Source organism: Variovorax sp. AC194 (assembly GCF_979257995.1).
In genome coordinates, this window is sequence record NZ_OZ409823.1 from 2,189,618 (window position 1) to 2,212,620 (window position 23,003).

Consider the following 23,003-nt stretch of genomic DNA (forward strand, 5'->3'; position numbering starts at 1 on the left):
AAAGGATGTGTATCAAAAATGTAAGTTTAGTGCGTATTTAGACACATACCTCGATTCTTTTTACAAATATGAAACAAATGCAGCCCCGCAAGATCGTCGTGCTCTCCGGCTCCGGCGTGAGCGCCGAGAGCGGCCTGCCCACCTTTCGCGATGCGAAGGGGCTGTGGAACAGCTATTCGTGGCAGGAGCTCGCGAGCCCCGATGGATGGCAGCGACACCCCGAGGCGGTGCTGGCCTTCTACAACGAGCGCCGGCAGAAGGCGTGGCAGGCAGAGCCGAACGCGGCGCACATCGCCATCGCATCGCTGGAGGCCGCGTACGAGGTGGTCATCGTCACGCAGAACGTCGATGCATTGCACGAGCGCGCGGGCTCGCGCCACGTGCTGCATGTGCACGGCGAGCTCGCGTATGCGCGCGGCACGTCGCCCACGCCCAGGCGCTACCGCATCGACGGCGAGCCCATCGCCCTCGGCCAGCTGTGCGAAGACGGCACGCAGCTGCGGCCCGACATCGTGTGGTTCGGCGAATCGGTGCGGCACTTCGAGGAGGCAGAAGCGCACGTGGCCACCGCGGCGCGCGTGCTGGTGGTGGGCACCTCGCTCACGGTGAACCCGGCGGCGTCGCTCGTGCGGTACGCGCACCGCGATGCACAGAAGGCACTGGTCGCGCTCGAGATAGAAGACGTGCCGCGCGGCTTCACCTTCCTGCAGGGGAGGGCGACGGACGTGGTGCCCGCGCTCGCCGCGAAGTGGCTGAGCGAGGCGCCACCCGATACGCGCTAATGCGCGGGCGCCGAAGGCACCATCCGCCGCCGCGTCGCGTCATCGAGCAACTCGCGCAGCGTGCTGAAAAGCGGCGCAGTGCCCGTGTGCTTGCGCCCATACCCCAGGTTGAACGCGTAGTCGAAATCCTCGGGGTTCGCGCCCTGGCTGTGCTGCAGGATCGTCTCCAGCTTGTCGAGCGCCTTCACCGCCTGGGCCTCGGGCGAGGCGGCGGCTTCGTACTCGTCCCACAGCGCGAGCAGCTCGCCGCGCAGCCCGGCATCGAGCGGCGCCATCAGCGTGAGCAGATCGCGGCGCTCGCGCTCGCTCTTGTCGGGGTGCGCGTGCTGGCTCGTGGCCGGAACGTCACCGTGAATCGCCTCGCCCAGGTCATGCACCACGCACAGCTTGAGCACGCGCAGCAGGTCGAGCCCGGCCAGCTCTTCTTCGAACGCCATCGCCATGAGGCACAGCCGCCAGCTGTGCTCGGCCGTGCTCTCCGCGCGGCCCGAGGAGGTGTGGCCGCTGCGCAGCACGTCCTTGAGTTTTTCCGCCTCGCGCAGGAAGGCGAGCTTGCCCTTGAGTTGCTCGATGTTCATCGGCGGGATCGTAGGGGGGCGGGGCGGTGGTGTCCACGCATGAGATATGCGCGGCCGCCTATGCGTTGTCTACTTCAACCGCAAGAGCCCGGCGAAACCTTGATGGAGTGCGTGATGCCACATGAAAAGCAGATGAGCGACGCAGAGCTGGCGGCCTTCGAAACGGGCCAGGACTTCGAGGCTTTGCTTGTTCAGTCGGCGCGTGAAATGAGCGCGGGGAAAACGCATGAAGTCCGGGTGATTGCCCTCGACCGAAAGGCGCTGCAACGTGCCCCCGCCGCGAAGGCCACACAGATCAAGACGTGAGCGCCACCAGCGCTCTCACCCTACCGCCTTGATCAACCGATCCCTCCCCGCCTTCGCCAACATCGAAGCCACCGCACACGACGCGAGCCGCGCCGATTCCGAATCGGCGCGGCTTGTCAGGATCACCGGCACCTTCGTGCCCAGCACGATGCCCGCCGCGTAGGCGCCGCCCAGGAAGGTGAGGCTCTTGGCGAGCATGTTGCCCGCGTCCAGGTCGGGCACGATCAGCACGTTGGCGCGGCCGGCCACCGGCGAGACGATGCCCTTGATGCGCGCGGCCTCGGGGTCGATGGCGTTGTCCATGGCCAGCGGGCCGTCGAGCTGCGCGCCGGTGATCTGGCCGCGGTCGGCCATCTTGCAGAGCACGGCCGCGTCCAGCGTGGAGGGCACCTTGGCGTTCACCGTTTCGGTGGCCGAGAGAATCGCCACCCGCACGGCGGGCATGTGCAGCGCGTGCGCCAGGTCGATGGCGTTCTGCACGATGTCGACCTTCTCTTCGAGCGTGGGCGCGATGTTGATCGCCGCGTCGGAGATGACCAGCGGCTGCGCGTGGCCCGGCACGTCCATCACGAAGCAGTGGCTGATGCGCCGCGAGGTGCGCAGGCCCCCCTCGCGCCGCACCACCGCGCCCATCAGCTCGTCGGTGTGCAGGCTCCCCTTCATGAGCGCATCGACCTCGCCGCGCAAGGCCATGGCCACGGCGGCATCGGCCGCGGCGTGGCTGTGGGGCGCCTCGACGATGGTGAGGTGCGAGATGTCGGCGCCGGCCTCGCGCGCCGCGGCCTCGATCTTCGCGCGCGGACCGACCAGCACCGGCGCGATGAGGCCGAGCGCCGCGGACGCGAGCGCCGCTTCGAGCGACACCGCGTTGACCGGGTGGACCACCGCGACGCGCAGCGGGGGGAGGGCGCGGGCGGCGGCGATCAGGCGGTCGTAGTGGGGGTGCGGTGCGGCGGAGGAGGGGGATGACGCCATGCGGGCTCCGGAAGAGGGGTGAGGGGCGAATGGTGCAGAGGAGGCGAACGAGGCAAGCGAGACAAGCCAGACCCATAGGGCAGAAGAGTCAGCCGTCCGACGAGTCCGGAGAGGAGTTTGCAGCATCCCATGAAGGCCCATGCGAAAGGCCACAGAAGCGGGCAGGGCGGGCCACGCGATCACGGCCAGCCCTTTCATGCGCTTGCATGCGCTTTCGTGCGCTTTCATGGGTCGGGCCGTCATCGCCACCGTCAAAGCGTTTCGACCAACCGCGCCGAAGTGCCATCGGCCAGCGTTATCCGCGTCCACCGGCAAAGGCTCTGTGCAATCGGCACGAGCTGCGAACTGTTGGTGCCCGTCGCGAACTCCAGCGAGGGCGGCGCGAGCGCATCGCGCCAGCCGATGCCATCGAGCATCGCCTCCTTGCCCGCGATTTCCGGCGTGGCATAGCGCCAGAGCGAGCGGCCCAAAAGCAGCGAGAGCGGCGCGCCGAACTCGGCGGCCCTGCGCGCGGACGAGGCCAAGAGCCGATGCGTGATGTCGCACACCAGATGCACGGGCCGCGGGCTCTCGTTGACGAGCCTGGCCAGCGCATGGTCGGCGGCCGCATCGAGCCGGGCCGACAACAGCGCCTCGGCGCGTGCGCGCTCGGCGGGCTCCATCGCCTGCGTGTCGGACTCCCAGCGCGAGATGGTCGATTGATTGACGTTGAAGAGCTCGGCCGCGTGCGATTGCTTCACGCGATGCAGCAGGCGCCAGCGCTTGAGCGCCGGGCCGAGGGCCGAGGTGGCGAAAGTGACCGCGCTGGCAGGGGTGTCGAGTGCGTCTTGCATATGTGGATTCATTGCCATTTATTGCCGCGACAGAAGGCATTTTGTTTTGCTTTGCCGATGTGGGCAAAGTTGGCGCGATGCGCGATTTGTTCGCCGCGCGGGTGCTCTGTTCAAGCGCTTCTGTTCTTATATTTGTCGACCGCCGCGCCTCACGGCGGGACATCGAAATGCACACCGCAGCGATGTCGATGTGAGGCAGATAGGCGACGGCCAAGGTGCGCTAACACCAGGGCCGTCTGACCACTCAACGTGCACTAACTTTCGAAAGCGAGCACATCAATGGCTGATCAAATTATCGCCGGGCAGAACACGCCCACCTCCGCACTCTCAACCGCAGCGCAGGACGCGAAGGACACCCTCGAGAACAAGTTGACCCAGTTGCGGTCACTGCTGCACTGCTGCTATGGCGATGAGCAGGAGTTGTTTGAGGCGATCGGGGCGACGCATCGAGGCAACATCATGTGGATTGCTGCGGATCTCGTGGACGATGCCTGCAAGCTCTTCCAGCGGATCGCTACTGGCCCATCGACTAGCTAGGGCGGAAAAAAGTATGCAAGAACTCTGTGAAACAATAGTTTCTGATGCTCACAAAGCCTATTATTCGTAAATAGGTTCGGCGTACCGACCCGGTACCCATCTGCTTGCCGAGGATCAGAACGTTGAGCATTGAAGAGTTTTTGCCGCCCAATTTTGAGAAGCTTGATACCGCACTACGGTCTATCGGGTACAGCTTCGAGGCGGCGGTCGCCGACCTGATTGACAACGCCATAGATGCAGAAGCTTCTGCGGTGCTACTTCGCCTAGTAACTAGGACTGACGGCCATTTGGACTTGCTGATCTGGGACAACGGGAGAGGGATGGGCGCTGGCGAGCTAAAAGAGGCCATGCGCTTTGGGTCCGATGTTTCGAATCAGCTTGACCGGCTGGGTAAGTTCGGGCTTGGTTTGAAGCTTGCATCATTGAGTCAAGCTCGAGCTCTGCACGTAGTTTCTGTCAAGTCTGGCAAGCTCTCCGGAAGAGCTTGGTTGGAAGATGGGATTGCAAAAGGCTTCGCCGGTACGCTTCTCGATGACGAGGAGTCCAGAAAGATCGCAGGGCTTGTCCCGCAGTGGGATATTGCTAGATCCGCGACATTAGTACATTGGACCGATCTGTATAGGGTGGGTCACAACTATGCAAATGCTGATGAGCACGCACAAAAGCTTCTCGCAAAGCTGAAGCAACACTTGTCGCTTGCCTTCCATCGCTTTCTTTCAGGCGATGTCACGCGCAAAGGTGGGCAGCTGAAGATATCCATGGATATTTTAGATGAGTCGTCCGGCGAGGCAGGCCTTCCATTGATCTTGGATGCGCTGAACCCTTTCGGATATCCGCACACCGGATTGGCCGACTTTCCTGTCGAGTTGCGAACTCGAAATGAGACCGGACCAGTAATGAAGTTAAAGGCACACATCTGGCCGCCAAATTCGACTACTGCGGAGTACAGGTTGCCGGGTGGCGCAAACTCGCGCCAAGGCTTCTATTTTTATCGTCACAATCGGTTGATCCAGGCTGGAGGATGGAATGGCCTCCGTGAGTCCGAGCCTCATCTCTCCTTGGCAAGGGTCGAGATTGATCTCGATGCAAGCTTTGATATCGCCGTTAGTCTTGATGTCAAAAAAGTCGAGATTCAGCTTCCCCCCGTAATTGCTCAATCCATCTCGGAATCAAGCACCGCCGATGGAACAGATTTCAAAGCATATCTGTCGCTGGCCGATGGAGCCTACCGAAGGCGGGCATTCGCCAATGCCGAATTACCACTTATCCCTTCGCAAGGGCTTCCTGCTCAATTAGCCAGCTTTTTGCGTTCGGAGCTTAAGTTAGAGGGAACAGGAAAATTTCGCGATCTGAAGATCTCCTGGGCTAACCTTGACTCCACTGAGTTTTTTCAGATTGATCGCAGTAATGGACACCTGCATATAAATAAGTCAGTGCGAAAGGCTTTGCTCCACGGCCTCTCGGGCTCTTCTGCTGATTTACCCGTTGTCAAGTGTCTCCTCTTTCTTGTACTGGAAGATGCCTTGTCATCGGAGAGAACAGGATCACGTATGCGCGAAAGGCTTGACCTTATAAATCGCATTTTGCTCAAAGCTGTCCAATATGAAAGGAGTCCCGCTTGAGCTCCCCCCGATACCTCACATGGGCTAATTTCCTAGCGACGGTGTTTGTGCGCGGGCAGCAAGGGGTCCATCGAATTACAGACAAGCCATTAGTTGAAATATTCGGGGATGGTGAAGCCAATCGGATTGGCATCTGGATCGAGGTTCCGCCAGAAACAAAGATTCCTCCAGATGTCGCTTCATTGGAGAGCATCCGAACCAGCGTGATCTTCTCTCAAGGCCGGTACTTGCTTGAAATCACATCCACAGCGCCCTCACTTGGGCGGCAGTTTTATCATTTTGCCATCGCTGTTGCAGAGCGTGTCATCGTCGACAAGCAGCAAGCGGCCGAAGCCGTCGGCATTGAGCTCCGATGTTTTACCGACTTGTTAGAAGCAAAGACCCAGTTATCGCTTGAAAAGCAGATAGGCCTATTGGGAGAGCTGTTGTTTCTCGAATTTCTCACGAGCAGGTTCGGAAATGAAGTCTTGGCATCGTGGCTCGGTCCATTAGGAGAGCCACACGACTTCAGAAATGGCACGCAAGAATACGAGGTGAAGACTACCGTTGCTCCGAGGAGAGTACACACCATCCACGGCATGGGACAGCTTATGCCATCTACAGGTTGTTCTCTATCCTTGCTATCAATTGTGCTTGGCCCTGCAGGAGCCGGCGGGGGCTTCACCCTTCCCGGCAAAGTGACTGATCTCACACTTCGCTTCGCGTCTGATCGTAATTTGTTAGATCATTTCAACGCGGCCCTCGATGCCAATGAATATAGACCGCAAGACGCGGCGCTCTATACACGGCGATTTGTTCTGCGGCGCCCATTTGCGATCGTTCCGATTGATGTGAATTTTCCCGTAATCACCTTTGAAACGCTCCAAGCAACCTTGGGGCAGCTCGCCGTCAGGATCCGCTCACTCCAATATGACGTGGATATCGAGGGTCTCGAGCACGAGCATGGATCAACCGTGTTTGAGTCTTCATTTTCCTTTTAAGTCAAGAGCAACATATGCACTCACTGTCAGATCGAATCGAAACGGCCTTGGGTGCTATGACCAGTGAGCCTCGCGATCTCGTCGCTTACCTGAGACAGCCCGGACCGGATTTTAAGGCTGGCGACAAGAAGGAGATCGAGAGTGCTATTGAAATGCTGCTGGAGGGAGATCCAAATCAACACGCGCGTCTTCGTTTCTCCGGCGTATTGAGATCATGGGACAACGCCAAGGACGTTGCGTGGGTCGCTGAAACAGCAAGAAATACAGCGGAGAGACGTGCCCTGATTTATCGCAAGCTGCGTGCGGATGCATCGCTTGTGGCTCGAATAGATCTTCAGCTTCCGTTCTATCCACTCGAAGAGCCCGTGATCATTGCGCAAGAACATTCGGACTGGTATGCCCCGAAGCTGGGGGTTCGGGATTATTACTGGCAGCGGTATGCGAAATATCTACGGGAGCAGCGAGGATGGAATGAAGCGGCCATTCTGACGATGGATAACAGTACACGCAGCATCGTTGAATGCCTAGCCAATCCCGAAGCTGTAGAAGCTTACGCATCCCGCGGTTTGGTGATGGGGTATGTCCAGAGCGGGAAGACTGCAAACTTCACAGGAGTAGTTGCACGAGCTGCCGATGCCGGGTACAGATTAATTATCGTAATGGCCGGCACTTGGAACATTCTTCGTAATCAAACCCAGCGTAGGTTTGACAAAGAACTTCTTGGCAAGGAGTTTCTAAAAAATGACGAAACTTATATCAGTAGCCCTCCAACGGACTGGGACGAATTCTTGGAGCATGGATTTGATCCAATTGAACAGGGTCACTATGGGTGGCAGCGTCTAACGCGGCCCGACATCGACTTCAAGAAATTGAAAGCGGCCATCGATAGCCTAGAGTTTGAACGAGTCAATAAGGCGGCTCCAATTTATCACCCAAGTAACCTCCACTCCATGCATGTGAAATTACTTGTCGTGAAAAAAAACAGCGGCGTGATAAAAAATTTGGTTGAAGACCTTGGAAAGCTGCGCGCGAGATTGACGGAAATTCCAGCGCTTGTTATCGATGATGAATCTGACCAGGCGGGAATTAATGTTATCGCTCCGAAAGTTGGAGTTGCCACCGAGCGCACACCGACAAATCAACAGATTGTTGATCTACTAAAACTTTTACCGCGTGGGCAGTACGTCGGCTATACCGCGACACCTTATGCAAACGCGCTAGTTAATCCTGACGATCCGGGAAACATTTTTCCAAAGGATTTTATTGTATCGTTAGATAGGCCTAAAGGCTATATGGGGGTTTCGGATTTTTTTGATCCGGAATCGAATTATTCCGATTTGGAAAAACAAGACTATTCTCTGGCAGAGATTGCTCATATTCGTAGAGTTGAATCCGCTATTGATGAGGATGACGACGAACTGAAAGCGGCCCTCCGTAGCTACGTTATTTCTGGGGCCGTGAAGCTCTATCGCTGCGCAAAAAATCCAAAGCGTTATAAGCTGTCGGATATCAAGCATCACACAATGCTCGTTCATACATCGCATTCTGTCGGTAAGCAGTCGGCACTTGCCAGCCGCGTCGATGCCCTGTGGCTGCAGTGTGCGTTTTCGAGCGCTCGAGGCCTTCGGGAATTGGAGAAAATCTGGAATACCGACTACCTAAAGGTTATTGAGGCTTTCGGAAAGGAGCTGGCACCAAAGAGCTTCTCTGAACTTGTCAACTATTTGTCTGAGACAATAAAGCGCATTGAAGTAGGTGCGAAAGTATGCATTGTGGTCAATAGCGATACAGCAGCGGCGCCTGATTTCAGTCATGTTCCAGTGTGGAAGATCGTGGTTGGTGGGAATAAGCTTTCGCGGGGCTACACCGTTGAGGGACTAACTATTAGCTACTACAGACGCGTCGCAAATACTTCGGATACTCTCATGCAAATGGGACGTTGGTTTGGATTTCGTCCTGGATACCAAGATTTGGTACGCGTTTATTTGGGGGTCAAGGAAGGGAAAAAAGGAAAAACAGATCTTGTGTCCGACTTCAAGGAAGTTTGCAGGCTTGAGGAGCGTTTTAGGGCGGAAATTCGACGCTATATGCGAAGGCCGAATATGCCCCGCATCACGCCGCGGGAAATTCCCCCGCTTGTTTCGATTACTGGAAACCTTCGACCAACTGCGGCAAATAAAATGCATCACGCACGGTTGGTGTCCAAGAACTTCGGAGGGCAACGATCAATGCAAGTGTTGGTTGCCTCAAAGGCGGAGAGCATCAAAGAGAATTTCCTGACGCTAACGAAAATACTGAAGTCCGCCAAAAAGGTGGAGCAAAAATCACTAGGCGGAATTTGCAATACCGCTGCTAAAATCCGCACCGAGGCCTGGGTCGCCGAGGTCACAAACGATCACCTGATAAATTTTCTTTCCAATTACAGATGGTTGGAAAGCGAATATCCATACCCGAAACGTCCTGCTGACACTGAGTTGCAAATAGAATTTTTAAAAAACAAGCAGCATGGAATTGCCAGCTGGTTAATAATTGCGCCGCAGCGTCGGGAGTCCTTTGGATCCCCACTGCCGCTCAAGGGCATTGGTGATTTTGCGGTCAAGGAGCGTGCGCGAAACGAGAATAGGGGGTTTCAGGTCTTTGGGGAGCCGACACACCGCATTCTCGGCGGATATCTTGCAGAGTTGAAGATGAATGGTGATATTCGACTTGATCAACCCAACAAAGAGACGGTTGCTCTTAAAAATTCACATCGAGGAATTTTTCTGTTGTACCCAGTTCGCGAGGACGTTTCGGCGCCAGTGTCAATTGGATTTGAATTAATTTTTCCCGAAAATGATTTGGATTTTGATCTCAACTTCGTGGTCGGGAAAAAAATTTAAGATCTGGCAATCCTGAAAATTTTCGCCTCAGCGGTTGATGGTTTTCGCTCGAATTATTTAATTCTCGGTTTCGGTGGCAGGAGTGGCCAGTTCATTTCTACGTCTTTGGATTGAATTAAGTCCACCAATTGATCCAAGTGAGTCGCGGAATGTTTTAGCCCGCATTCCCATATTGTTAAAACACGCCAACCTGCGAGTAGCAGCCGCTCGCGTTGTCGTTCATCCCGTTCAGCATTTCCATCTAGCTTTTCCCGCCAAAAATCAATTCGTGTTGCGGGTGAAGTAGCATAAATGCAGCCATTGTGGCGATGCCAAAAACAGCCGTTCACGAAAATGGCAAGGCGATGCTTGGGAAGGGTCAAATCAGGGCGTCCTGGTAGATCCTTTTTGTGGAGGCGGAATCGATATCCTTTTGCGTGCAAAAAGCGCCTTACTAAAATCTCGGTTTGATTATTTTTTCCCCGAATCCCTGCCATCATTCGGGATCGGGTTTGAGCGTTAACCGTATCGATCATGACGCCAAGCTCTTTAGATTTATGAAGTCCGATGTCTTATAAAGCCCGCCGACGTTTTTCCATCCAACTCTGAATTGGTTTCGTTTCTTTGACCGCCATTCAGTACCCTTCAGTGTCTGCTTTATCCCTGGGTCGTAGTAAATGGAGCCGCTATGAAGGGCTCGAAGAAATGTCTGCAGTTCAGCCCCTACGCCTAGAAGTACCTGGGGGCCGTAGCTGTAAAAGTTTTCTCCAGCGACGGAAGTTTTTTTATAAGTTACGTATGCAGTCTGTGCGTGCTTCTTAGACCAATGTCCGACCAGCTTTTTGAAGGTCCATCCAGCGGCAAGTTTACCGAAATGATCGCGAAGAAATAATCCCCCATTTGGATCGGTAATCTCTACGCGGTTCGGGTCATAGCCTTCCATCAGAAGAGTTAAAGATGTTGTTCCGCAGATCACTCCGGTCTGATGCCTGCCGGTGAAATCACGACGCCCCTCGCTACTTCGGCCGTAGCTGGTGAGAAACTGGCCGAGATCATCTCGATAGCTTCCTACATCAGGTTCCGGAGTCATTAGCGTGACGGCCGCTCCGCTATGTGCTTTTAATTCCCACCCCATGAAGTCAGGTTCCGAATTCCCATTCGGAATAATTCCAAACTTGCTTTCAAGTGTATAGCCTGCTCCATTTTTTGCCGTATATGGAATGGCTATCCCGGAAGGCTCCATCTTTTGCGATGGAATTGGTCCACTTTGATATATGAGCTGAAGGCGATTGATCAAATCCAGCCTTGAATTTTGTTGAGGAGGCTGAAGCTCATAAAAAACGGACGCAATATTCTGGGCGTTCGTATTTTCAATTCTATTTACAGCATCCTGCGATAGCTCACCGCCCCATGCTCCTGCAAATGCGAGGATGCGATCGTCCGGGCAAATTCCCAGAATCAAGCATCTTGGAGTCAAAATGCGTAAAGCCCGCTCCTCAAATGTAGGAGGGCGCATTAGATGGCTTGGAGCCGTCGGACATCCTCGCAAAAATCCTGACATGCGGACTTCGGGATAGCGAGGATAAAAAATCAACTGTGCCCCGGAGGCGAGGCAAGGCCGGCCAGCAAAATTGGGAGGCAGCCAGCTCAAATTCAGAGGCGCCTTAAAAACGGGGCCATCTCTGGAACTTACCTCTCCCGACATCTCTCCATGCGGAATTATCCGAAGAACATCAAAATCGCCGCCGAAGTAAATCTGCTGCTTGGAATTATCGTTGTTTGAAAGCAGCTTAAAGAAAATGCGAAAAGCGCCATGCTTTCGCATGGCGTCGGCCACAATTTCGAGCGGAGAATCAGGCGCGCCAAACATATCTTTCCTTCTTTGCTGCCTTCGCGAAGGCAGGTGTCGAAGAAAAGATTGTCACCAACTATGAAAAAAATCGCAAGGGTGTTTCCTGCGACAACATTCTATGTCGATTGGGATTTTCTCTTGGCTTCCAGAATTCGCTCACGCATGAGCTTTGCCACGGCTTCAAACACGGGGACAGCGACGGAGTTTCCGAATTGCCTATAGGCCTGCGTATCAGAAACCGGGATGACAAACGAGTTCTTCCCAGGCTTGTCAAATCCCATCAGCCGAGCGCATTCTTGGGGAGTCAGTCTTCGGGGGCGATTTCTGATGTTTGCCTCACCGTGAAAATCCTCCGCTGCGGTGAAACCTCTATCTACCAGAATTTCTGATCCATCTTTGTGATAGCGAGCTGAAAGGGTTCGGGCGGTGTCACTGGCTTTGGTTAGCCCAAAGCCAAAACCGTTTCCCTTTTGCCGATGCTTTTCAGCGTATTTATAGAGGTAGGCCCAGAGCTTATGCGTGAGGATGTACTTAGTATCAACCTCTTTGTCCAAAAGATCGCCAAAGGTTGGTCGCTTTTTGGGAAGGTATTTTTTAATATCCTTGAGCGTAAAACCTTCATGAACATTCAGGTCGCGGCGAAACCCAACAAGAACAATTCTTTCCCGATGCTGAGGGAGAAAAAGTTTTGCATCAATGATTCGCGGGTCTTGACCTTTAGGTGAATCCGCATCTGCCACTTCGTAGCCCAACTCATCAAGCGTCTCGCAGATTACCTTGAATGTCTTGCCTTTGTCATGACTTTTGAGATTTTTCACGTTCTCCAAAAGAAATACGGCGGGCCGCTTTGCGGCCAGAATTCTCGCTACATCGAAGAACAAGGTGCCCTGAGTTTCACATTCAAACCCGTGCTTTCGGCCAAGCGAGTTCTTCTTTGATACACCTGCAAGAGAGAAGGGTTGGCAGGGAAATCCGGCCAGAAGCACATCGTGGTCCGGTATCTCGCGATTGATATGCGCGTAAGCCTCGTCCTCTGTTACTTTCAGATCGGCCGAAAGCGTTACGTCTCGGATGTCAAGATTGAAGCGATGCCGGCTTGGATCGCAATGATGATTTGCCTTATAGGTTCGAACCGAGTTTTTGTCCCATTCGGAGGTAAAAATGCATTCGCCGCCGATAGCCTCAAATCCTTTTCTGATTCCACCGATCCCGGCAAAAAGATCAATGAATGTGAAATCAGAAACCGCAGTATTGGGCTTGGGCAGAAGTGATCGCAGGTGCTTGTACTCCGCGTATGAGAGCTTTGGTGAGGCTTTTTTCTTCATCCAGCGATTGATGGTTTCCCGGCACCAATTTCCTGGACTCACCTCTTCAAGGATTTCCGCCAGTTGCCCTTGATCGTAAATTTCCAGCACTCGCTCGATGAGTGCTAGATCATTGCCATCTTCAATTGAGCCGTCGCCATGGGCAACCGCAGGAGGTACTGACTTCGGAGATGCGCGGAGTCCGGCGCTGGGCTTTTTCATCTGGGTGAAAGGTGTGATGTGTAGTCACTATCTTATCCCTAGAACAGCATCATTGCGCTATCTATTCCGAGCTTGGATTCAACGGGAGAGGGCGCCCTCGCATGAGGGCTCAACTTCGGCGAAGTCCTGCCGCGCAAAACAAAAAGGCCACCCTTGTGGGGTGGCCTAGATGCTTCTATTTCTTGAGGAAATATTGGTGCCGGAGAGATGAATCGAACACCCGACCTTCTCATTACGAATGAGCTGCTCTACCGACTGAGCTACACCGGCGAAGCCTCAGATTATAGCCACTCCATCAGCCCTTTTCGGCGTGGTACTGGGTCAAACGCTCAACTTCGTTACGCGAACCCAACATCACGCTCACCCGCTCGTGCAGCTTGGTGGGCTTCAGGTCCAGGATGCGCTGCTTGCCGTTGGTGGCCGCGCCGCCGGCCTGCTCGACCAGCCAGCTCATCGGGTTGGCCTCGTACATCAGCCTGAGCTTGCCGGCCTTCTCGGGCTCGCGCTTGTCCCACGGGTACATGAACACGCCGCCGCGCATCAGGATGCGGTGCACGTCGGCCACCATGCTGGCGATCCAGCGCATGTTGAAGTCCTTGCCGCGCGGGCCTTCCTTGCCGGCCAGGCATTCGTCGATGTAGCGCTTCATGGGCTCGTCCCAGTGGCGCATGTTGCTCATGTTGATCGCAAATTCCTTGGTGTCCGCCGGAATCTGGATGTCTTCCTGCGTCAGCACGAAGCTGCCTTGCTCGCGGTCCAGCGTGAACATGGCCACGCCGTTGCCCACGGTGAGCACCAGCGTGGTCTGCGGGCCGTAGATGCAGTAGCCCGCGGCCACCTGCTGCGTGCCGGGCTGCAGAAAGTCGGCCTCCTGCACGCCGGGGGTGTCGTCGGGCTTCTTCAGCACGCTGAAGATGGTGCCGATGCTCACGTTCACGTCGATGTTGCTGCTGCCGTCCAGCGGGTCGAACATCAGGAGGTACTCGCCCTGCGGGTAGCGGTTGGGCACCACGTAGATGCTGTCCATTTCCTCGCTGGCCATGGCCGCGAGGTGGCCGCCCCATTCGTTGGCCTCGATGAGCACTTCGTTGGCAATGATGTCCAGCTTCTTCTGGATCTCGCCCTGCACGTTCTCGCTCTCGGCCGTGCCGAGCACGCCGCCCAGCGCGCCCTTGTTGACGGCCTGGCTGATGCTCTTGCACGCACGGGCCACCACTTCGAGCAGCAAGCGCAACTGGCCCGGAATGAGGCCGTCGGCGCGCTGTTGTTCGACGAGGTAGCGGGTGAGGGAAATCTTCTGTTGTTGAGCCATGTGCTTTTCGTGTTCCTTGCTTGATCGCTGGGTGTGTGATCAGTTACCGGCCAGGGCGCGGGTAACGACTTCGTGGGTGTCTTTGCTGAGGTCCGGCTTGGCGGCCACGCGCGCGATCGCTTCGCGCGCGGCGCTGCGGTACGGCTCGGCCAGCTTGCTCCAGCGGTCGAGCGCGCGCGCCAGGCGTGCGGCCACCTGGGGGTTGATGGCGTCCAGCTCGATCACGCGGTCGCTCCAGAACACGTAGCCGGCCGCGTCGGGGCGGTGGAAGGCGCCGGGGTTCGCGCTGCAATAGCTGAAGATCACGCTGCGCGCGCGGTTCGGGTTCTTGAGCGAAAAGTCCGGGTGCTTCATCAACTGCTTGACCAGCGGCAGGATGTCGCCGCCGCGGTCGCTCGCGCCGGCCTGCAGCGAGAACCATTTGTCGATGACCAGCGCCTCGTCCTTGAAGATGGCGTGGAACCGCGCGAGCGCCTGCGCCGCGAGCGTGTGGCCCGACGACACGAGCGCGTTGAGCGCGTTGAAGCGGTCGGTCATGTTGCCCGCGTCCTTGAAGCGCTGCAGCGTCTTGCCGGGCCAGACATCCGATTGTCCTGAGCCTGTCGAAGTGGCCGAAGCGCGCGCCGCCAGGCACAAAAAGTTGAGCGCCATGCCGGCCAGCGCGCGGCGGCCCGAGGAGGTCGGGTCGGGCGTGTAGGCGCCGGTGTCGTGGTTCTCTTCGTACACCTGCTCCCAATCGGCGAAGAGGGCGGTGGCCAGCTGCGCGCGCATGGCTTCGCGCACCAGGTGCACGCGCTGCGGGTCGACCACATCGAGCTGCTCGGCAATGTAGGTTTCCGAGGGCAGCGTGAGCACCAGCTCCTTGAAGGCGGCATCCAGCTGCGGGTTGCGCAGCACGCTGCGCATGGCGTCGATGTAGGCGTCGTTCAGCACCGGGCTGGTGTCGGTCGCGAGCGCCGCAATGCCCTGCAGCGCGGCGCGCAGGCCCAGGCGCTGGCCGGCTTCCCAGCGGTTGAACGGGTCGGGGTCGTTGGCCAGCAGGGTGAGCAGCTGGGCATCGGTGTAGTCGAAATCGAGGATCACCGGCGCGCTGAAGCCACGCAAGATGGAAGGCACGGGCTCGGCATCCAGGCCCACGAAGGTGAGTTGCTCGCCGGCGCGCGAGAGCACGATGGTGCGTGTGCCGCGCGTGACGTCGCTTTCGCCTTCGAGCTGGATCGGCAGCTCGCGCCCGTTGGCATCGAGCAGGCCGATGTTCAGCGGAATGACGAAGGGCTCCTTGGTCGGCTGGCCCGGCGTGGGCGGGCAGCTCTGCACCACGCTGAGCGTGTAGCTGCGGTTCTGCGCGTCGTACACGCCATGCGCCGCAAGGCGGGGCGTGCCGGCCTGGCTGTACCAGCGCTTGAACTGGGGCAGGAGGCGCGCGAGTTCCGAATCGGGGTTGGCATCGGCAATGGCCTGCGCGAAGTCGTCGCAGGTCACGGCCTGGCCGTCGTGGCGTTCGAAGTAGAGCGTGATGCCTTTCTCGAAGCCCTTGCGGCCGACCAGCGTCTGCATCATGCGAACGACCTCGGCACCCTTTTCGTAAATGGTGACGGTGTAGAAGTTGCTGATCTCGATGTAGCTGTCGGGCCGCACCGGGTGGGCCATGGGGCCGGCGTCTTCGGGGAACTGGGCGGTGCGCAGCACGCGCACGTCCTCGATGCGCTTGACCGCGCGGGCCGATGCATCGGCGCACAGGTCCTGGCTGAACTCCTGGTCGCGGAAGACGGTGAGGCCTTCCTTCAACGAGAGCTGGAACCAGTCGCGGCAGGTCACGCGGTCGCCGCTCCAGTTGTGGAAGTACTCGTGGCCGACGACGCTCTCGATGTTGCTGTAGTCCGCATCGGTGGCGGTGGCCTGGTTGGCCAGAACGTACTTCGTGTTGAAGATGTTCAGGCCCTTGTTCTCCATGGCGCCCATGTTGAAGTCGCTGGTCGCAACGATCATGAAACGGTCCAGGTCCAGCGGCAGGCCGAAGCGGGTTTCGTCCCACAGCACCGAGTGGATGAGCGAGTTCATCGCGTGCTCGGTCTTGTCCAGGTCGCCGGCGCGCACGTACACCTGCAGCAAATGCTCCTTGCCGTTGCGCGCGGTAATGCGCTGCTCGCGCGCCACCAGCTTGCCGGCCACGAGGGCGAACAAGTAGCTGGGCTTGCGGAACGGGTCGACCCATTTGGCGAAGTGGCGGCCTTCGGGCAGGTCGCCTTGTTCGACCAGGTTGCCATTCGACAGCAGCACCGGGTACGCGGCCTTGGCGGCGCGCAGCGTGACGGTGTAGGTCGACATCACATCAGGGCGGTCGAGGAAGTAGGTGATGCGGCGAAAGCCCTCGGCCTCGCACTGGGTGAAGAAGGTGTCTTCGCTCACGAAGAGGCCCATCAGCTTCGTGTTCTTGATGGGGCAGCAGGTGGTGAAGATCTCCAGCTCGAAGTCACCTTCTTCCGCATAGGGCAGGCCATCGATGACGAGCTGGTCGCCCTCCATGCGGAACGACGCGCCCTGGCCGTTGACCAGCACGCGCGCGAGGTTCAGCTCATCGCCGTCGAGCCGCAGCGGCTGGATGGGCGCATCGGGGTTGCGGCGAAGGCGCATGCGGTTGAGCACGCGGGTCTTGGCGGGGTCCAGGTCGAAGGTGAGGTCGACGGTGTCGATCCAGTAGCCGGGGGCGGCATAGTCTTCGCGTCGAATGGCAATTGGTTGGCCTTGGCCATCACGCAGCATCATCGAGGGTCTCCAGAAAATTCGAGTGGGCGAGTTCGTCGTAGTCGCGAACCGCGGCAATCACATGGGGGCCGGCCAGCTCGGCGGCGGTATGGGTGCTGCACACGGCCACGGCACGCATGCCGCCGCGGCGGGCGGCTTCGATGCCGAAGGGCGCGTCTTCGAACACGATGCAGCGCTCGGGCGCCACGCCGATGCGGCGCGCGGCTTCCAAAAAGATCGCAGGCGTGGGCTTGCCGCTGAAGCCTTCGTCGCCACCGACGATGGCCAGCGGCAGCGGGTCCATCTTCAGGCGCGACATCGCGAATTCGATGTTGCCCTTGTCGCCCGCCGTGCCCACCGCCACCTTCAGGCCCCGCGCAACGGCGGCCTTGGCGAAGGCGGTGAAGCCCGCGACCTCGGTGAAGTTGTCGCTGAACATGGCGCGGTAGATCTCTTCCTTCTCGTGCACCAGCACCTGCGCTTCTTCGTCGGAGAGCTTGCGCTCGAAGAGCTCGTGCATGCACTCGACGCCGGTGCGGCCCGTGGTGCGCGCGAGGATGTCGCTCACGTCCAGCTTCAAGCCGTGGCGCTCGACAAACTCCACCCACGAGCGCGCATGCCAGGGCATGGAGTCGATCATGGTGCCGTCCATGTCGAAGATGAAGGCTTCGACCTTCCCGTGCGTCAAGCTCATGGGCGTCATCGGATCAGACGCCTTGCTTCAGCGAGGCTTCGATGAACACATCCAGGTCGCCATCGAGCACCTTCTGCGTGGCCGAGACTTCGACGTTGGTGCGCAGGTCCTTGATGCGGCTGTTGTCCAGCACGTAGCTGCGGATCTGGTGGCCCCAGCCCACGTCGGTCTTGCTGTCTTCCAGCTTTTGCTGCTCTTCCTGGCGCTTGCGCATCTCGTGGTCGTACAGGCGCGAGCGCAGGCGCTTCCACGCCACGTCGCGGTTGCTGTGCTGGCTGCGGCCGTCCTGGCACTGCACGACGATGCCGGTCGGAATGTGCGTGAGGCGCACGGCCGAGTCGGTCTTGTTGATGTGCTGGCCGCCCGCGCCGCTGGCACGGAAGGTGTCGGTGCGCACGTCCGAAGGGTTGATGTCGATCTCGATCGAATCGTCGATTTCCGGGTACACGAAGATCGATGCAAAGCTGGTGTGGCGACCGCCCGAGGAGTCGAACGGAGACTTCCGCACCAGGCGGTGCACGCCGGTTTCGGTGCGCAAGAGGCCGAAGGCGTAGTCGCCCTCGACCTTGATGGTCGCGCCCTTGATGCCGGCGGTGTCGCCGGGCGTCTCGTCTTCGATCTGCGTCTTGAAACCCTTGCGCTCGGCGTACTTCAGGTACTGGCGCAGCAGCATGCTGGCCCAGTCGCACGCCTCGGTGCCGCCGGCGCCGGCCTGGATGTCCACGAAGGCGTTGAGCGGGTCGGCCGGGTTGTTGAACATCCGGCGGAATTCGAGCTGCTTGATGTCGGCTTCGAGCGCGGTGGCGTCATCGGAGATGGACTGCAAGCCGTCCATGTCGCCTTCTTCCTTCGACATCTCGAAGAGCTCGGCGTTGTCCGAAAGACCATTGGTGAGCTTGTCGAGCGTGACGACCACGTCGTCGAGCGACTTCTTTTCCTTGCCCAGTTCCTGGGCCTTCTTCGGGTCGTTCCAGACGTTCGGGTCTTCCAGCGATGCGTTGACTGTCCTCAGTCGTTCAGCTTTGGCATCGTAGTCAAAGATACCTCCGTAAATCGACCGTGCGAACGCTCAGGTCCGCGAGCATTGCGCCGATTTGGTTGATCTGTTCTGCGTCCATGGGGGTGTCCTGACTGTGTGGGTTGGTGTTCGGGGGAACCGGGTATTTTCTCACGCTCGGGAGACCGGCCTTGCAGAGCCCCTGTATTGCTCCTTCCCCCTCTGGGGGAAGGTGGGGATGGGGGCTGGCGGCTTCAATGCCGGCACAGTCTTCGAGGCCGTCGTGCCCCCACCCCAACCCTCCCCCAGAGGGGGAGGGAGCAAGACATGAAAAAGCCCCCTGGGCACGCCGCGCGCACCCAGGGGGCAAGGGGGAAGTCTGTGTCCGCGCGGATCAGAACGCCGGCACGAGCGAGCCCTTGAACTGGGTCTCGATGAAGCGCTTGACCTCCGGCGACTGGTACGCCGCCACGAGGCGCTTGGCCCAGGGCTTGTCCTTGTCGGCGCGGCGCACGGCGATCAGGTTGGCGTAGGGGCTCTTGGGCGATTCCTTGATCACCGCATCCTTGTCGAGCGAGAGGCCCGCCTTCTCGGCGTAGTCGTTGTTGATGGAGGCGATGGTCAGGTCATCGAGCGAGCGCGGCAGCTGCGCCGCATCGAGCGCCACGAGCTTGAGCTTCTTGGGGTTGGTCACCACGTCCAGCGGCGTCGCGTTGTTGTTCTTCACCGCCTCGGGCTTGAGCGTGATGAGGCCGGCCTGCTGCAAGAGCAGCAATGCGCGGTTGCCGTTCGACGGATCGTTCTGGATGCCGACCGAGGCGCCATCAGGCAACTGGTCGATGGCCTTGATCTTGCGCGAGTAGAAGCCCAGCGGCGCGGTGATCGTGAGACCCACGGGCACGATGTCGAAGCCGCGCGCCTTGTTCTGGTTATCGAGGAAGGGCTGGTGCTGGAACGCGTTGGCGTCCAGGTCGCCCGAGGCGAGCGCGGCGTTGGGCAGCTGGTAGTCGTTGAACACCACGACCTGGATGTTCAGGCCGTCCTTGGCGGCGACCTTTTTCACCACCTCGAAGATCTGCTCGCCGTTGCCGACCGAGACGCCGACCTTCAGCGTGTTCTTGTTGTTGTTGTCCTGCGCGAAGGCGCTGCTGCCGGCCAGGAGGGCGGTGGCCAGTGCGGCAAGGGCCAGGGTGCGGCGGCGGAAAGTGCTGTGCATGGTGTGACGCGAAATCAAAAATGAAGGCGCGAATGTGGCACCGCCGGCCACATTTGCGAACGAACCAATGCGCATATCGATATGGCATTGGGCGCGGGCGTTTTGAAATGCTTATGCTTTTTCATGCATAAGCAAGCGCCGATTTGTTCGTTCCCTTTTGGGGCGCTTGTTTTCATACTCGGCACCTTTTTGCGAACTCCGCGACCTGCCTTCACGCGGGCCGCGCCTCCTCTCCATGACCAACCATTCGCCTGATACGGCCCGCGGCGACGCGGCGCAGCCGGTCATCCGTCTTCAATCGGTGCAGAAGTCCTTCGCGCTGCCCAGCGGCGAGGTGTTCGACGCCGTGCAGTCGCTCTCGCTCGACATCCACCAGGGCGACGTGTTCGGCCTGATCGGCAAGAGCGGCGCGGGCAAGTCGACGCTGCTGCGCCTCATCAACCTGCTGGAGCGTCCCGATGCGGGGCGCGTGCTCGTCGGCGGGCGCGACCTCACCACGCTCTCGCGCCGCGAGCTGCGCGATACGCGCCAGAACATCGGCATGATCTTCCAGCAGTTCAACCTGCTGCAGAACGCCACGGTGTTCGACAACGTGGCCTTCCCGCTGAAGATCCACGGCCGCCACTCCAGGGCCGAGATCGATGCGCGGGTGCGCGAGTGCCTGGACCTCGTGGGCCTCGCTGAAAAGATCGACACCTACCCGGCCCAGCTCTCGGGCGGCCAGAAGCAGCGCGTGGCCATCGCCCGCGCGCTCGCGCCGCGCCCGCAGGTGCTGCTGTGCGACGAGCCCACCTCGGCGCTCGACACCGAAACCACCCGCGCGCTGCTGGAGACGCTGCGCGACATCAACCAGAAGATCGGCGTGACCATCGTGATCGTCACGCACGAGCTCTCGGTGGTCGAGGTGCTGTGCCGCAACGTGGCCATCCTCGAGAAGGGCCGGCTGGTGGAGCAGTTCGCCGTCGATGCACCGAGCGAAGAGCGCAAGACTGCGCTCGGCCGCGAGATCGACGAGCTGGTGCGCCGCCGCGAGCGCGAGGCGCGCCTGCCCATCGAGCCGCGCCCCATACCGGCCGCGCGCAACGCACAAGAGGTGGCCTATGTTTGAGAACATCGCCCCGATCCTTCCCGAGCTCTGGACCGCCACGGGCCAGACTTTCATGATGCTGGCGATCGGCCTCTCGGCCGCGGTGCTGATCGGCGGGCCGCTGGGCATCCTGCTGTTCCTGCTGGGGCCGGGTCAGTCGCTGGAGAACAAGCCGGCGTTCCTGGTGCTGAACTGGATCGTCAACACGGTGCGCTCGTTCCCTTTCATCATTCTCCTGGTGGCGCTGGTGCCGTTCACGCGGGTGATCGCAGGCACCTCCATCGGCCCGCTGGCAGCGGCGGTGCCGCTGTCGTTCGCGGCGATTCCGTATTTCGCGCGGCTGGTGGACCAGTGCCTGCGCGAGGTGCCGCGCGGCGTGATCGAGGCGGCGCATGCCATGGGCGCCTCGGAGTTGCAGATCGTCTGGCGCGTGCTGGTGGTCGAGGCGCGCTCGGGCCTGGTGCTCGCGCTCACGGTGCTGGCGGTGAGCTTTCTCTCGTACTCGGCGATCGCCGGCGTGGTGGGCGGTGGCGGCATCGGCGACCTGGCGATCCGCTACGGCTACTACCGCTTCCAGACCGACGTGATGGTGCTCACCGTGGCGCTGCTGGTGGTGCTGGTACAGATCCTGCAATTCGTGGGGAACACCACGGCGCGCAGGCTGGACAAGCGTTGATTCCTTTTTCTTTCCCTTCCTCTTTCCTTTTTCCTGCTGGTCATCTCATGAAAACCGCATTGCTGCGCCGCTCCGTCCTTGCCCTGTCCCTCGTCGCGCTGTCGTTCGGCGGCCTCTCGCTCGCGCAGGCGCAAGACGCCAAGAAGAACCTCGTGATCGGCGGCACCGCCGGCTCCAACATCGACCAGCTGAAGGTCGGCATCGTCCCCCTCCTCGAGAAGAAAGGCTACAAGGTGAAGCTGGTCGAGTTCAACGACTACGTGCAGCCCAACCTCGCGCTCGCCCAGGGCTCGCTCGATGCCAATTTCTTCCAGCACCAGGTTTACCTGAAGAAGTTCTCGGCCGACCAGAAGCTGGACCTGGCCGAACTGGTGCAGGGCCCGATCGCGCCGCTGGGCGTGTACTCGACCAAGCGCAAGACGCTGGCCGACGTGAAGGAGGGCGACCGCGTCACGCTCCCGAACGACCCGAGCAACCTGGCGCGCGCGCTGGTGCTGCTGGAGCAGAACAAGCTCATCACCATCAAGACCGGCGTGGACCCGATCCGCGCGTCCGAAAAAGACGTGGCCGAGAACCCGAAGAAGCTCAAGTTCATTCCGCTGGAAGCCGCACAGCTGCCGCGCTCGCTGGGCGACACCGAGTACGCCATCGTCAACGGCAACTTCGCGATCTCCTCGGGCCTGAAGCTCACCGAAGCCGTGGTGCTGGAGAAGACGCCCGACTACTACCTCAATGTGGTCGCGGTGAAGACCGGCGACAAGAATTCCGCTTGGGCCAAGGACATCGTGGAGGCCTACCATTCCAAGGAATTCAAGACGGTGGTGGACACCAAGTTCCAGGGCTACGCCAAGCCCAGCTTCCTGCAGTAATCACCTTTCAACGAAGGACGCCCTCATGCCCGTGCTCGCCATATTCGATGCCCAAGCCAACTGGCGCGACACGCATGTGTGCGACGGATGGATCACCGAGCATCTGACCCAGCAGGGCGTGAGCTGGGGGCGCGGCAAGGCGAAGAAGGGGCAGCGCGCGCTCGATGGGGCGGGACTGTTTTATCTGCCGACTGCCGACGGTTATCTGGGGTTGTTGTTCGAAGGGGGCGAGTGGGTTTCGATTCCTTCCGACAAGCCGCATTTCTTCGATGCGGGGGAGGCGGAGTCTCTCGATGGGCTGCCTGCGGAGCTGCCGCTCTTCGAGGCCTTTGTGGAAGAGGTGCTGTCTCTTACGGGGAACGACGCCGACGAGGAGTGACGAGGGCTCGGGTCTGTGGCGGGTGCACAGGCCACCGGGTACTCCCCTCCGCGAATGTCCCCCGGGGCTTCGCCCCTCCTCCTTGATTTCGCTGCGGGGAGCACCCGATGCCCTGCGCACTTGGGCACGCTCCGAGTGAACAGCCGATCAACGACCGCTCTGAAACGAGCGCGCCGATG

The 23,003-nt window shown here is 59.2% G+C and carries 22 protein-coding genes and 1 tRNA gene; 11 read left to right on the forward strand and 12 right to left on the reverse strand.

Annotated elements, in window-relative coordinates; genetic code table 11:
- The first annotated feature begins 77 nt into the window (after positions 1 to 77).
- Complete coding sequence (locus ACZYRS_RS10555; RefSeq protein WP_463419205.1) at positions 78 to 782, forward strand: SIR2 family NAD-dependent protein deacylase; 705 nt, start codon at positions 78 to 80, stop codon at positions 780 to 782.
- Here the strand turns inward: ACZYRS_RS10555 and ACZYRS_RS10560 are convergent.
- Entirely contained in the window at positions 779 to 1,360 is a 582-nt protein-coding gene (locus ACZYRS_RS10560; RefSeq protein ID WP_463419206.1) for an HD domain-containing protein, read from the reverse strand. The genes ACZYRS_RS10555 and ACZYRS_RS10560 overlap by 4 nt on opposite strands.
- 114 nt (positions 1,361 to 1,474) lie before the next feature.
- Here ACZYRS_RS10560 and ACZYRS_RS10565 point away from each other — a divergent pair, with 114 nt between their 5' ends.
- Entirely contained in the window at positions 1,475 to 1,666 is a 192-nt protein-coding gene (locus tag ACZYRS_RS10565; protein ID WP_463419207.1) for a hypothetical protein, read from the forward strand.
- A gap of 15 nt (positions 1,667 to 1,681) precedes the next feature.
- Here ACZYRS_RS10565 and ACZYRS_RS10570 read toward each other — a convergent pair whose 3' ends face one another.
- Positions 1,682 to 2,641, reverse strand: a complete 960-nt coding sequence (locus ACZYRS_RS10570; RefSeq protein WP_463419208.1) for a phosphate acetyltransferase — start codon at positions 2,639 to 2,641, stop codon at positions 1,682 to 1,684.
- A gap of 251 nt (positions 2,642 to 2,892) precedes the next feature.
- The gene (locus tag ACZYRS_RS10575) at positions 2,893 to 3,474 is read right to left on the reverse strand and encodes a helix-turn-helix domain-containing protein (protein ID WP_463419209.1); all 582 of its coding nucleotides are present in this window, start codon (positions 3,472 to 3,474) and stop codon (positions 2,893 to 2,895) included.
- 2 nt (positions 3,475 to 3,476) lie between these two features.
- On the opposite strand from ACZYRS_RS10575, the gene ACZYRS_RS10580 reads away from it, so the two are divergent.
- From ACZYRS_RS10580 to ACZYRS_RS10600, 5 genes are all read left to right on the forward strand, one after another.
- A complete protein-coding gene (locus tag ACZYRS_RS10580; RefSeq protein ID WP_463419210.1) occupies positions 3,477 to 3,668 on the forward strand; it encodes a hypothetical protein in 192 nt (63 codons plus the stop codon).
- A gap of 85 nt (positions 3,669 to 3,753) precedes the next feature.
- Complete coding sequence (locus ACZYRS_RS10585) at positions 3,754 to 4,011, forward strand: hypothetical protein (RefSeq protein ID WP_463419211.1); 258 nt, start codon at positions 3,754 to 3,756, stop codon at positions 4,009 to 4,011.
- 122 nt (positions 4,012 to 4,133) lie between these two features.
- The gene (locus tag ACZYRS_RS10590; protein WP_463419212.1) at positions 4,134 to 5,633 is read left to right on the forward strand and encodes an ATP-binding protein; all 1,500 of its coding nucleotides are present in this window, start codon (positions 4,134 to 4,136) and stop codon (positions 5,631 to 5,633) included.
- Positions 5,630 to 6,613, forward strand: a complete 984-nt coding sequence (locus tag ACZYRS_RS10595; RefSeq protein WP_463419213.1) for a PD-(D/E)XK motif protein — start codon at positions 5,630 to 5,632, stop codon at positions 6,611 to 6,613. Before ACZYRS_RS10590 ends, ACZYRS_RS10595 begins: the two co-directional genes overlap by 4 nt.
- Positions 6,614 to 6,627: 14 nt before the next feature.
- Entirely contained in the window at positions 6,628 to 9,492 is a 2,865-nt protein-coding gene (locus ACZYRS_RS10600) for a Z1 domain-containing protein (RefSeq protein WP_463419214.1), read from the forward strand.
- Between the two features lie 53 nt (positions 9,493 to 9,545).
- Here the strand turns inward: ACZYRS_RS10600 and ACZYRS_RS10605 are convergent, their stop codons facing one another.
- The 9 genes from ACZYRS_RS10605 to ACZYRS_RS10645 all read right to left on the reverse strand — a co-directional run bounded on the left by ACZYRS_RS10605 (position 9,546) and on the right by ACZYRS_RS10645 (position 19,813).
- Positions 9,546 to 10,007: a very short patch repair endonuclease gene (locus ACZYRS_RS10605; RefSeq protein WP_463419215.1), complete on the reverse strand. Its 462-nt coding sequence runs from the start codon at positions 10,005 to 10,007 to the stop codon at positions 9,546 to 9,548.
- Entirely contained in the window at positions 10,004 to 11,341 is a 1,338-nt protein-coding gene (locus tag ACZYRS_RS10610; protein ID WP_463419216.1) for an MvaI/BcnI family restriction endonuclease, read from the reverse strand. The genes ACZYRS_RS10605 and ACZYRS_RS10610 overlap by 4 nt, the downstream gene beginning before the upstream one ends.
- Positions 11,342 to 11,439: 98 nt before the next feature.
- Complete coding sequence (gene dcm, locus ACZYRS_RS10615; RefSeq protein ID WP_463419217.1) at positions 11,440 to 12,849, reverse strand: DNA (cytosine-5-)-methyltransferase; 1,410 nt, start codon at positions 12,847 to 12,849, stop codon at positions 11,440 to 11,442.
- 194 nt (positions 12,850 to 13,043) lie between these two features.
- Positions 13,044 to 13,119, reverse strand: a tRNA-Thr gene (locus ACZYRS_RS10620).
- A 25-nt stretch (positions 13,120 to 13,144) separates the two neighbouring features.
- The gene (locus ACZYRS_RS10625) at positions 13,145 to 14,161 is read right to left on the reverse strand and encodes a class 1 fructose-bisphosphatase (RefSeq protein ID WP_198789278.1); all 1,017 of its coding nucleotides are present in this window, start codon (positions 14,159 to 14,161) and stop codon (positions 13,145 to 13,147) included.
- A 39-nt stretch (positions 14,162 to 14,200) separates the two neighbouring features.
- Positions 14,201 to 16,927, reverse strand: a complete 2,727-nt coding sequence (gene pepN / locus ACZYRS_RS10630) for an aminopeptidase N (RefSeq protein WP_463419218.1) — start codon at positions 16,925 to 16,927, stop codon at positions 14,201 to 14,203.
- Positions 16,914 to 17,600, reverse strand: coding sequence for an HAD family hydrolase (locus ACZYRS_RS10635; protein ID WP_198789280.1), 687 nt, complete (start codon positions 17,598 to 17,600; stop codon positions 16,914 to 16,916). Before ACZYRS_RS10635 ends, pepN begins: the two co-directional genes overlap by 14 nt.
- Before the next feature lie 13 nt (positions 17,601 to 17,613).
- Positions 17,614 to 18,718, reverse strand: a protein-coding gene (prfB, locus tag ACZYRS_RS10640) for a peptide chain release factor 2 (protein WP_198789281.1) whose coding sequence is annotated in 2 segments (ribosomal slippage) — positions 17,614 to 18,636 and positions 18,638 to 18,718 — 1,104 coding nt in all. Because the reading frame shifts where the segments join, the coding sequence is not laid out codon by codon here.
- Between the two features lie 273 nt (positions 18,719 to 18,991).
- Positions 18,992 to 19,813: a MetQ/NlpA family ABC transporter substrate-binding protein gene (locus tag ACZYRS_RS10645; RefSeq protein WP_463419219.1), complete on the reverse strand. Its 822-nt coding sequence runs from the start codon at positions 19,811 to 19,813 to the stop codon at positions 18,992 to 18,994.
- A gap of 235 nt (positions 19,814 to 20,048) precedes the next feature.
- Between ACZYRS_RS10645 and ACZYRS_RS10650 the strand changes: the two genes are divergently transcribed.
- From ACZYRS_RS10650 to ACZYRS_RS10665, 4 genes are read left to right on the forward strand one after another with little or no spacing between them, the layout of a single operon-like run.
- Positions 20,049 to 20,921 (forward strand): methionine ABC transporter ATP-binding protein, encoded by an 873-nt coding sequence (locus ACZYRS_RS10650; RefSeq protein ID WP_463419220.1) that lies wholly within the window; start codon positions 20,049 to 20,051, stop codon positions 20,919 to 20,921.
- Positions 20,914 to 21,576 (forward strand): methionine ABC transporter permease, encoded by a 663-nt coding sequence (locus ACZYRS_RS10655; protein ID WP_198789284.1) that lies wholly within the window; start codon positions 20,914 to 20,916, stop codon positions 21,574 to 21,576. Before ACZYRS_RS10650 ends, ACZYRS_RS10655 begins: the two co-directional genes overlap by 8 nt.
- A 47-nt stretch (positions 21,577 to 21,623) precedes the next feature.
- Positions 21,624 to 22,445, forward strand: a complete 822-nt coding sequence (locus ACZYRS_RS10660; RefSeq protein WP_463419221.1) for a MetQ/NlpA family ABC transporter substrate-binding protein — start codon at positions 21,624 to 21,626, stop codon at positions 22,443 to 22,445.
- A gap of 25 nt (positions 22,446 to 22,470) precedes the next feature.
- Positions 22,471 to 22,824 (forward strand): hypothetical protein, encoded by a 354-nt coding sequence (locus ACZYRS_RS10665; protein ID WP_463419222.1) that lies wholly within the window; start codon positions 22,471 to 22,473, stop codon positions 22,822 to 22,824.
- Positions 22,825 to 23,003 lie beyond the last annotated feature (179 nt).